General features: G+C 43.0%; 8 protein-coding genes. 2 read left to right on the top strand and 6 right to left on the bottom strand.

What is annotated here, in order from left to right; all coding sequences use genetic code 11:
- Nucleotides 1-401: 401 nt before the first annotated feature.
- Complete coding sequence (locus AB4371_RS03685) at nucleotides 402-1,733, top strand: carbohydrate porin (protein WP_048659629.1); 1,332 nt, start codon at nucleotides 402-404, stop codon at nucleotides 1,731-1,733.
- Between the two features lie 307 nt (nucleotides 1,734-2,040).
- Here the strand turns inward: AB4371_RS03685 and AB4371_RS03680 are convergent, their stop codons facing one another.
- On the bottom strand, nucleotides 2,041-2,919 hold the full coding sequence (locus AB4371_RS03680) for a helix-turn-helix domain-containing protein (RefSeq protein ID WP_372148985.1): 879 nt from the start codon (nucleotides 2,917-2,919) through the stop codon (nucleotides 2,041-2,043).
- A 142-nt stretch (nucleotides 2,920-3,061) separates the two neighbouring features.
- On the opposite strand from AB4371_RS03680, the gene AB4371_RS03675 reads away from it, so the two are divergent.
- Complete coding sequence (locus AB4371_RS03675) at nucleotides 3,062-5,875, top strand: glycoside hydrolase family 3 C-terminal domain-containing protein (protein WP_372148982.1); 2,814 nt, start codon at nucleotides 3,062-3,064, stop codon at nucleotides 5,873-5,875.
- An 88-nt stretch (nucleotides 5,876-5,963) separates the two neighbouring features.
- Here the strand turns inward: AB4371_RS03675 and AB4371_RS03670 are convergent, their stop codons facing one another.
- The 5 genes from AB4371_RS03670 to AB4371_RS03650 all read right to left on the bottom strand — a co-directional run bounded on the left by AB4371_RS03670 (nucleotide 5,964) and on the right by AB4371_RS03650 (nucleotide 11,040).
- The gene (locus AB4371_RS03670; protein WP_372148980.1) at nucleotides 5,964-6,869 is read right to left on the bottom strand and encodes a MalM family protein; all 906 of its coding nucleotides are present in this window, start codon (nucleotides 6,867-6,869) and stop codon (nucleotides 5,964-5,966) included.
- A 176-nt stretch (nucleotides 6,870-7,045) separates the two neighbouring features.
- On the bottom strand, nucleotides 7,046-7,783 hold the full coding sequence (locus AB4371_RS03665; protein ID WP_372110734.1) for a dienelactone hydrolase family protein: 738 nt from the start codon (nucleotides 7,781-7,783) through the stop codon (nucleotides 7,046-7,048).
- 222 nt (nucleotides 7,784-8,005) lie between these two features.
- Nucleotides 8,006-8,941: a 1-aminocyclopropane-1-carboxylate deaminase/D-cysteine desulfhydrase gene (locus AB4371_RS03660; protein WP_372148978.1), complete on the bottom strand. Its 936-nt coding sequence runs from the start codon at nucleotides 8,939-8,941 to the stop codon at nucleotides 8,006-8,008.
- A gap of 138 nt (nucleotides 8,942-9,079) precedes the next feature.
- Nucleotides 9,080-10,366, bottom strand: a complete 1,287-nt coding sequence (locus tag AB4371_RS03655; RefSeq protein WP_372148976.1) for a sensor histidine kinase — start codon at nucleotides 10,364-10,366, stop codon at nucleotides 9,080-9,082.
- Nucleotides 10,363-11,040, bottom strand: coding sequence for a response regulator transcription factor (locus tag AB4371_RS03650; RefSeq protein WP_065585153.1), 678 nt, complete (start codon nucleotides 11,038-11,040; stop codon nucleotides 10,363-10,365). The genes AB4371_RS03655 and AB4371_RS03650 overlap by 4 nt, the downstream gene beginning before the upstream one ends.
- Nucleotides 11,041-11,057: the final 17 nt, after the last annotated feature.

Here is an 11,057-nt window from a genome sequence, read left to right as displayed (position 1 = left end):
GGCCTCCTCCTACTCGATTCGACGAGCATTCGAGGAAGATAATCGACGATGTATTCCGAAACAGGTTCTGAGTGATTGAACGGAGTAATTCGTCCTTAATATGTGAACAGTGATATTTTACTTGGTTCCATGATTGTTCAAACAAAATACTTAACATCTCTATTTTTGTGACTCATGCATAAGAAAGCGCTTTCTTTGGTGGGGTTGATCACGGTTTATATTCACAAGATCCATTTATACTCTTTCCATACCAACTGAGCGGTTAAAGCCAATAAGGTTAAGAGTGCATAGTGAATGTGGGCTTAGATTTGATCTTCTTTAAATCTGTTCGATTGGTTTTTTTAAGAAAAACAAAGAAAGCGCTTTCTTTTTGAAAGTATAATTTGGAACATGGAGTTATTATGAAACTTTCTAAGCTTACCCTTGCTTGTTTAGTCGCTACTGCTGGCTTGTCTACTGTACCTACTGCATATGCCGAAAAATCGGATGGATTTGAATTTCACGGCTATTTCCGTGCTGGTGTTCTATTCAGTGAAAATGACGATTTTAAACGTGCAAAGTTCCCAGCATCTAAAGAGCGTTTAGGTCGATTGGGTGTTGAGTCGGATAGCCACTTTGAAGTAGCACTGCAGAAAAATTTTGAGAATGACGGTGGTCAGAAAATTCGAATCAAAACACGAGCTGCAGCCAATAATGCGGAATATGCAACTAACCAACTTGGTGCCAATGCCGATGCAACCAACAGCGAAATTGGTATGGCAGAAACTTTTGTCGAGTTTGAAGGTGTATCTGAAACCGGTGTTGTATGGGGTGGTAAGCGCTTTTATGGTAAAGATAATTACATCTTTATGACCGACTTTTTCTACACGGATATGTCAGGTACTGGTGTTGGTATTGAAGGTGTTGAGCTAGGTGGCAATAAGTGGGACTTTGCTTATATTGCAAGCGATGACTCTGGCGATACAAGTTTCTGGGGTGACAGCAACAACATCATGCATGCACTTCATGCTGGCGTGAACTTTGGCAGTGTTGAGCTTCACGCTATGGCTAAGTATATGCCAGACAATATGGTCGATTTAGGTTTTGGTAATGGCCCAGAAGCATTCGCTGAGAATGGCTATGAAATGACGGCAATTGTTCACACTGAGTCTGTCTTTGGGTTGTCAGATAAAGGTTTTACAAAATACATCGCGCAGGCTGGTAAAGGCTTAGGTTCGGGTAACCTTTTAGGCGGTACTCTTACGACTTACAACACGTACAAGCCTGGTAGTGACTATCAAAGTTGGTTAACGACAGGCACGGGTTGTGGTACGTCTTGTTTGAAGGCTGTTGATGAAAACGATGTATCACTACGTGCTTTAGCATGGGGTGGGTACTTTTTTGAAAATGGTGTGAATATTTTCCACTCTCTTCAAACCCAGTACAACGATTTTGACAATGGTGACACAGACGGCTGGGTATCAGCAATGGTGCGACCAACGTTCCCAATTTCAGAAAACTTCTTTATCGCTACCGAAGCTGGTTATATGTACAACTACGAAGACCGTAATGGTGAGTCAAAGAATTCTTATGATTACAAGCTAACAGTAGCACCGACTCTAGTTGTGCACTCTGGCTTCGGTCCATCTCCAGAAATTCGCTTCATGGCATCTTACCTTGATGGTGAAATGCAAGACGGCACGGGTAAAGAGGGTGACTTTGTTGTAGGTATTCAAGCTGACATGTGGTGGTAGAATTTTTACCTTCGGGTCTTAAGTGATATCGAGCATACCGGGGGAGTGGTATGACGGCCTTGCCTTTAGGGCGGGCAAGGCTCTCGATATCCCTATTTATTGCAATAGTTGAGCTCTTTCCTAGCAGCACAAAGAGTTTCATTTTTATTGCTATGAGTCTTCCATATTTGAATTTCATTTCAAATGTGTTCTTGCCAAAGATACTCATCGACCGCTTCGAAAGAAGCGGTTTTTTTATGTGTGACATATCTAATCTTTTAAGGCTTAAGGCTTAAGGCTTAAGGCTTAAGGTTTAAGGGGGAAAGGGTTATGAGTTATGGGAAGAATGTTGCTTTCTAAATTCGCGAGGGCTGCATCCATTTTGGGCCTTAAAACATTTGGAGAAATAGTTGCTGTCAGAAAAGCCGCAAGACTCAGCAATGTGTTGGATGCTTTTGTTGTCGTTTAATAATAAGGATGCCGAGTGTCGAATTTGAAGGTCTTTGACGTATTGGTTTGGGGATGTATTTAAAAACTGCCTGAATAACCTTTCTAGTTGCCGCTTGCTAATATAAGCCGCTTGCGCGATAGCTTCTGTATCCAATCCCACGTCTTTGTAATGACGGTCAATATGTGCGAGAGCACGGCTCAATGCCAAGGTTGTTTTTGGTAAGCTATGGGTCTGTTCTTGATATCGCCGAGAAAGTTCTATCGCAAGTTGCTGCATTGTGCTCGTCAATATGATTTCAAACCCCTGTTCTGCGTTGTCGTATTCCGATTTGATTTGTTGTAGAAGTCCATTAATTCGTTTCAACTGAGAAAGTGATAACGTAAGCTTTGCTTGATATTCAGATGCTTGTCGAGCAATTGGTTCTACCTTGAAAAGCGCTTGATAGCCTGGCATTTGACGCATTGAAGGGACCTCAAAAAAAGGCAATGCCGTATCAAACATCAAGTTTACAATCTTCAGTTTATTTACTTCACAAAATCCATGTTCAATATCCCCATTAATAACAAATACATCTCCTGTACTTAAAGGGTAAGTGTGGCTAGCTACCGTATGCTTTCCACTACCACTCACAACTAAGAAAAGTTCAGAAAAGTCATGGCTATGTACGTCAAAGTCGAAATCGTGATGACCATCGACATAGGCAAATTTTATCTGAGGATATCTCTGATGACTTTGGAGTCTAAACTTGGTTTTCATGTCGCTATTTTACCTATTTCTGTCGCTTATTTGGTAGTTAAACGCCGTGGTTAAGATTACTATTTTTTGAACAAAGACAATATTAACTTTTAGAGCGAGAGGTCAAATTTTTGCTCTAAGTAAAAAAATAGTAGGACTTTAAATGAATACTGTGGAAATTCTCGAAGCACAGAAGCAGCTTGCACCCATAAGTCGACAAGCGGCTACTGAGGGCATTGTGCTACTAAAAAATAGTGATTCAATATTGCCATTGCAGGCTAGTGATACGGTGTCTCTTTTTGGTCGCTGTCAGATTGATACCTACCGAAGTGGCACTGGATCTGGTGGAGCTGTGAATGTCCCTTATTCCGTTAATGCATTACAGGGCTTGTATGAGAATCCAAACATCAATCTTAATCTCAGTTTGGTGGAGGTATACAAACGTTGGGTCAAGGACAACCCGTTCAATGACGGAGGAGGTGGTTGGGCAGCAGAACCTTGGTTTCAAGATGAAATGCCTCTTTCAAATTCAGTTGTGATGGATGCCGTTGCCAAATCTAACAAAGCCGTTATTTTTATCGGTCGAACGGCGGGTGAAGATCAAGATAATGCACAGCAGCAAGGTAGTTACAATTTAACCGCGCTAGAAATACAAATGTTGGAGAAAGTGACAGAATATTTTGATGATGTCATTGTGATACTGAACGTGACCAACATAATCGATATGTCATGGACAAGTTCACTTAAAGGTTCTGCTGCGATTAAGGCTGTTCTGTATAGTTGGGCCGCAGGTATGGAAGGTGGGCATGCTTTAGCTGATGTTTTATCAGGTGATGTTAGCCCGAGTGGACGTTTGACCGACACTATTGCGCACTCTTTATCTGATTATCCTTCCAGCGCTAGCTTCGGAAATAAAGAGCGTAATCTGTACCAAGAAGATATCTATGTCGGGTATCGGTATTTTGAAACTTTCAATCCTAAAGCTGTTCAATTTGAGTTTGGTTTTGGGCTGTCCTACACCCGCTTTTCCAATCAATTAAATGCGCTAACGATTCTTGGTTCTGGCTCTGAACAAGAGTTGGTCTTCGATATTGAAGTTAAAAACATAGGCGAGAAATACAGTGGTAAGGATGTGGTTCAACTGTATGTTGAATCGCCTCAAGGTCACCTTGGTAAGCCTTCACGAGCACTGATCGGTTTTGTGAAAACACCGACCTTGGACCCGCAAGATACGGTGTGTTTGACTATTTCATGTCCTCTATCTTCCTTCGCATCATTTGATGACTCCGGTAAAACGGGACACCCAAATAGTTACGTACTTGAAGCTGGAGAATATCACTTTTATCTAGGAGGAAGTGTTCGCCAGGCAAAGCTTGTTAGTGAGAGCGTTAAAATAGAAGAGCTGTTAGTTGTTGAGCAATTAACGGAAGCACTTGCTCCTGTCACCGGATTTAGTAGGTTGATCCCAAAAGGCAACGAGGAAAATGGTGTTTACAGTTGCGATTACGAATCTGTGCCGCTGCGAACTATTGATTTGAGTAAACGTATTCTGAGTGAGCTTCCAAGCTCTATTCCTCTTGGTGAAGATACGGGCATTCGTTTACTGGATGTTAAGCAGGGGCGAGCGAACATTGACGAATTTATCTCGCAAATGACCGTAAAGCAGTTAGCGACAATTGTTCGTGGGGAAGGTATGTGCAGCCCTAAGGTGACGCCAGGTACTGCTGCTGCTTTTGGGGGTGTTTCGCCGAGCTTATTTGATTTAGGTATCCCTGTCGTTGCAGCTGCTGATGGTCCGTCTGGTATCCGAATGGACAGCGGACATAAAGCATCTCAAGTCCCAATTGGTACATTATTAGGCTGTACATGGAACCCAGAACTGAATGAGAAACTATTTCATTTAGTGGGGAAAGAGATGCAAGCCAATCATATTGATACGTTGCTTGGTCCTGGGATTAACATCCACCGCCACCCTTTGAATGGTCGAAATTTTGAGTATTTCTCAGAAGATCCATTTCTCTCAGGGGTAATAGCTGCATCTCAAACTCTTGGTCTTAAAGCTGCAGGAGTATCTGGCACAATCAAGCATTTGGTGGCGAATGATCAAGAAACGTCACGGTTTGATGTTGATAGTGTTATATCTCAAAGAGCACTTCGTGAGATTCATCTGAAGCCTTTTGAAATAGCGGTAAAACAAGGAGGAGCTTCGAGTGTTATGACCTCCTACAACCCTATTAATGGTCACTGGGCTGCATCCAATTACGACCTCAATACTACGATTCTTCGTGGGGAGTGGGGTTATAAAGGGATAGTGATGACGGATTGGTGGGCAAAAATGAATGACCCAATCAAAGGTGGCTCTGAAAGTCGAAGTTACACATCCTTTATGATTCGCTCTCAAAATGATCTTTATATGGTTGTTGAGCATGATGGTGCGGAAAATAACGTGTCGAATGACGATACGTTACAGGCGCTTGAAAACGGAACGTTGAGCTTAGGGGAGTTGCAACGAAGCGCGATGAATATTTGTCGTTTTATTATGGACTCTCCAGCAATGGGTCGCCCATTAGTCGCTTTTGATCCAGTTAAGAGCTTTGAGGCGACCCAAAATCTTAATAAACAACAGAGTAAAACTGATGGAGACTTTTGCTCTCTGACGGCAGAGCAACATGCAATAGTATTACCACTTAATATCAGAGAAAACCGTAGCATTGTTTTGGAAGTTAAACAGGCTGGTGTGTATCGATGTGCAGGTATTGTTAACTACGATAGTGGCACTTTGGCTCAATCTGCGTGTAGTTTAAGTCTCAATAACGTGTACGCGATGTCTCTATCAGTGAATGGTACTAATGGCGAGACAGTTTCAGTTGAGGGGCTCTCCGTTAAGCTTGATAAAGGCTTTTATTCTTTGGATATTGAATTCATCAAATTAGGCTTAGAATTGGAGCAATTAGTATTTTCGTTTATGCCTGAATAGGGCTAAGGGATAACAGTCGTTTATTTAACTCTCGTTGCTCAAAAAAGAGGTAAAGTGAGAGAAAATAAACGACTACTTTGAGGTTGAGTTATTGTGCTTTTTGATATTGCTTCATCGCGTCAACAAAGGAGTTTCGCATCCCTTCGATTCCTAATCGCTCAGATTCTTCAACGTAAGCCAGTGCTGCACTAAAATCTCCAGATGAAACCGAGTTTTCTATAAGAGTTTGATAAACCTCTTTCTTATTCAGTGTATTTTCCGTTAATAAATCTGATTGGGCTACGGTTGATTCTGGAATAATTTGTTGAACTCGCTTTTGACGGTTTTGTTCTTCAACAACGGTGGTTACCGCTGTGAATTTAAAATCAAAGGAGACTTTCCCGATTGCAGAATGAGGGATGGCGTAGTCCGTGTTATGAGCGATGTTTGCCTGGATATCACCAGAACGTATCGCCATATCACTTGGTTTTTCGACAGGAGTTGTTTCCGCGAGTGCTTCGCTGGTTGTGAATACGACCAAGTAAGCAGGAGCCTCGCCGTTTAAGTAACGTTCTTGCAGTTCGATTTGCGCGCCATATTGTGCACCATCAAGCAGGCTAAGTGGTTGGTACTTAATACTTTCATTGCCAATGACATCTAGCGGCTGGTAATTTTTGTCTAAGACTAAAAGTGACGGAACGAATGCTGAATAACTAGCATTTGAAGTCACTGAAAAACGAATAGCATCTAGTGTTGCAGGAAGCTTTAGCCCTCCAGCAAAGGATCGGCCCGATTTGAACTCGATCTTAGGGCTTGCTGTGGTGATCGAAACAGATGTTTCTTCTGGGTTCGTAACGCTTTGATATTGAATTGTACTCAGGTTTTCACAGCAGTTTTCGTTGTTCTGTAGTGACTCTAGCCCCGGAGAAGTTTTGTGGTAGCTAACCGGTGACTCTGTCACTGTTGAACAGGCGCTTAGTGCGAATACCGCTGGTAGAATTGCTAAATATTTCATAATTTCTCACAGTTAAAAAAGCATATCTGATTCAGAGTGCCTGATTGATAATAGAGATACACTACAAGAAAGCGCTTTCTTTTTGAGTGACGAACACCAAATTTAAAGAAATACTCGCTAATAATTAGTACGAATTAGGTAACAGGCTGCCGTTGGGCTGTTACCTAGATTGAAAGTTAACGAGATACCGAACTTAACAACTGAGTAAAGCGTTGCCAAGATTTTTGGTCAGCTTCATGTTGATAGTTATTCGATCCGAATACTGTGAAGGCGTGTGGCGCACCACTATAAGTGATCATCTCATGCGGAACTTTGGTTGATTCAAGTTGAGCGGCGAGGCTTCCAAAGTCGTGCATTGAAATCATGGCATCAGCCGTGCCGTGGAACACGACTACGGGAGCTTTAGTCTGCGAGTAGTCTTGGCCTTTTGGTGTTGATAAACCGCCATGGAAGGTTACGTAAGCCTTCGAAGGAATTCCCGCACGAGCAGCTTCCAATACAGCAGCTCCACCAAAGCAGTATCCCATTATTACGTTGTTATCTAAGTTGCCGCCAAGTCTTTTCGCTTCCATGGCTCCTGCGTTGAGTAGCGCACGCATTTTCTCTCTGTCTTTGTACAGTTCACCTGTGTGTTGCTTTTTATCTTTCACTTCGGTTGGGCGAATGCCTTTACCAAATAGGTCGATGGCGAACACGTTGTAACCGAGTTCGTTGAGCATCTCAGAACGTTTCTTTTCGTAATCGGTTAAGCCATCCCAATCGTGTATTAGCAGTACTAAAGGTGCTTGGTCACTGGCCTCACTCCAATAACCTTCGTAATCCATCCCATCGACTTGGTAAGTGACGTTTTCTCCTGATATCGCAGAGAAGGGCAGTAAAACTGAAAACAGGCCGAGTGTAGTGAGTTTTCGCATGCGTAATTCCTTTCGATGACAATTGACGTTCCAATCGAAAGTATAGATAACGCGATGATTCTCGCCAGATTTCTGTCTCTAACTTGAAATGTCTGGCAGGGATAGCAGGTGGCTATTACTGATAAACAGCCATCGAAAGGGAGTGCGATGGCTGTTCATGATGCGCTGAGAAATTCTCAGTTCGCAGAAACGCGGGGCATTAGAGTAGAAAAGAACGGATTACTACCAAGTAGCGTTATCAGCGGTGTGACTACTTCGAAGTTCTGGGTACTTACGTTGATAGCGCGGCAACATCGACTCATTACCTAAGATACCACCTTGATGGATATAGATGACAGTTTTGGTTGGGTTATCTTCTTGCCATTGTTCTAAGCATTGCCACATTAATGGGTCGTAGAGCAGGTCGAATTCAATATCAGTTTGTTCTTGTAGAGCCAACCAAGTTTGATAATCCTGTTGATACAATTTTCCAAAGTGGTGTTTGGCTTTAAGCGGTAATATCTGCGGATGTTCACTTTCGCCAAGCTCATTGAATTGCTGCGTTAAATAGTCACTGCCACCAACACAAGCACAGGTTAACACTGGGATGTTGTGCATTTTTAAATGCTTATGAAGGTACAGCGCAGTACTGCCAGTCCCTGCGGGGAGTGCGATCACAAAATCGTGTTGGTTTTCGAAGCGAGTCCAGCTCAGTATTTCCATTGCCAATTGCTTAACACCATACTCAGCAAGCTGAGAGCGGCCACCCTCGGGTAACACAATGCAGTGTGAGTCAGGTTGTCTTACTTGCTCAATATACTCTTGTGGATGAAGCTCAGAGCCTGTTTCTTTGACTGAAATAACCTCAGCCCCGAGATCGATAGCGCCACGGTAGTTGCCGAGTGGGCGTTCTTGTAGCCATCGAGGTAGGTGATCAACGTAAAACTCAAGCGTCCAGCCTTTGATTTTCGCAAGTGCGGCGAGTGAGAACAAGGAGTTAGCCTGAGCGGAACCATAGCTTATTAGAGTGGTGGTGTTTGGGCTATCGTCTTCCAGTAGCTTCATGAACTTTCTGGCTTTGTTGCCGCAAAAGTGGGAGTGAAGCTGATCGTCACGCTTTAAGAAAAAGGTGTGCTCGTTGTATTGATGTTGAGTTACAGGGCTATTATTTAGTTTCATCGCACTTAGACAAAATGCTGACTCAGAGCCAGCATTTATAGTTCAAATAGGACTGACGAGTATCTAGTAGCTAGGGACCGCTGTAAACCAACTAAATCAAGTTTTCGTTCGATATTGAGCTTCGAACTATGAACTCATTTACTCTGGGGTGGATGCGGATAGATCGGTTTGAAAGGTGATCTTAGCGGTACATCCACCACAGCTGCGATTGACCAATTCAAAGCCCCATTGGAAGCGTTGACATAAGTCCTCGACAATCAATAAACCTAACCCATGCCCATTTGGATTGTATTGCTCCTGCAGGCCTTCGCCTTGGTCTTCAATAATAAGACTGTCTTGAGAAAGGGTAATAGTTACTGTACCGCTATTAGTGGCTGCAATCGCGTTTCTTAACAAGTTACCGACCAACATATTCATTATCGCGCTGGTGGCCTGAATTGTGGGTTCTGATTGAACGTACATGGAGATGTCGACGTCTTTCTCATCCGCCTGTGCTGAGTTTTTTGAGACGATAGTCTCTAACTCTTGTTGGCTAAACAATCGCAGTGGCGCATCGTCACTGTTTCTTTCGTAACGCACGAGGCCGAGTAGGGCATCGACCATCTCTGACATCTGAACAATGGCTTCATCAATGCGCTCAATCTGGCGAGATTGAAACTCGGTGGTTTCGCTTCTTAGCAGTAATTTATTTGCGCCACGAGCGACCGTTAACGGTGTTCTTAGTTCATGACTTGAGTAGCGAGCAAAGGCTTGTTCACGTTTGAGTAAGGAATTGATTTCTCTTCGGTACTGATTGAGTTGATCTGTGAGCTGACGAAACTCAACTGCGGCGTCGTCATTGACACTAAATTCTTCATTGAGGTTGAGCTTATTGGATTCCAATTGTTCGGAAATAGAATTGAAGGGTTCAATCAGTCGTTTAGATAATCGATAGAGCAGAGCACCAAAGCTAAAAATTAGAATAGAGAGTAATGTTAGTACAAAGGTGGTCGCATAAACCAGTTCGTAAATCTCAAACTCGACGCGGTCGATCTCGGAAAGCAGAACGATTGGGTGGGTTTGACCTTTATCAGAATACTCACCAACATACACCATGCGAGAGTTAGGTTCTTCACCTACCTCGCCAACAAAGCTTTCTTTGCCTTTAATGTATTTGAGGTATTCGGCAGGTATCAATGAAAGATCATTGTAGGCGATTGTCAGGTCATCAATTCTTAACGTACCGCTTTCCCCTGCTTGGAATAAACCAACCGCATAGTTACGGTCGATCAGGATGCGTCTTTCACCGACGCGATCTTCTGACATGTAGAGTGCGGCAACAAAGACTAAATAGACAAAGGTCGATACAATCACGGCCATTAACCCAAAGAAAACCGCTAAGCGGCCGGTTAGGGTTTTGGTGCTCGTGAGAACATTTAAAATCAATTCGATGACTCCAGACGGAATCCAACTTTAGGGACGGTAATCAACATCTGAGTATCAAACGGCTTGTCGAGTTGGTTACGTAATTGATAGATGTGACTGCGCAACACGTCATTGTTGGGTTCGTCTTCTTCCCAGAGTTTGTAGGAAATATCTTCGCGAGTAACCACTTCTGGTGCTTTTTGGCACAACATCTCAAGGATGGTGTAAGTGGTTGGGTTGAGTGCGAGTAACTTATCTTGACGGTAAGCTTTACGCGTTTTTTGGTCGATGGTGAGTTCATCAAACTGCAATTTAGAAGAAGCCACTTTTCCTCGGTAACGACGAACAAGCGCTTTCATTCTGGCTTCCAAAATATCCAAATCAAAAGGTTTGGTTAGATAGTCATCGGCACCATGCTCAAACCCTTTTAACATATCATCGCGGCTATCTAACGCAGTCAACATCAAAATAGGTGTCGCGTTGCCTTGGTCTCGCAGTTTATTACAAACCGTGAGGCCGTCCATTCTTGGCAACATCAGATCCAATATGATGATATCAAATGAGTTTTCCAACGCGAGTTGCAGGCCGAGTTCGCCGTTGTCCGCATAATCGAGTTCCATGCCAATACACTCAAAATAATCAAACAAGACACCTGCGATTTCACGGTTATCTTCGACTAATAGAACTCGTTTCATTTTGATTCTCATACAGA

Source organism: Vibrio sp. 10N.261.51.A3 (genome assembly GCF_041471965.1).
GTDB lineage: Bacteria > Pseudomonadota > Gammaproteobacteria > Enterobacterales > Vibrionaceae > Vibrio > Vibrio crassostreae_C.
The sequence above is the reverse complement of the archived record's forward strand: the minus strand, read 5'-3'. Positions and strand labels throughout refer to the sequence as shown.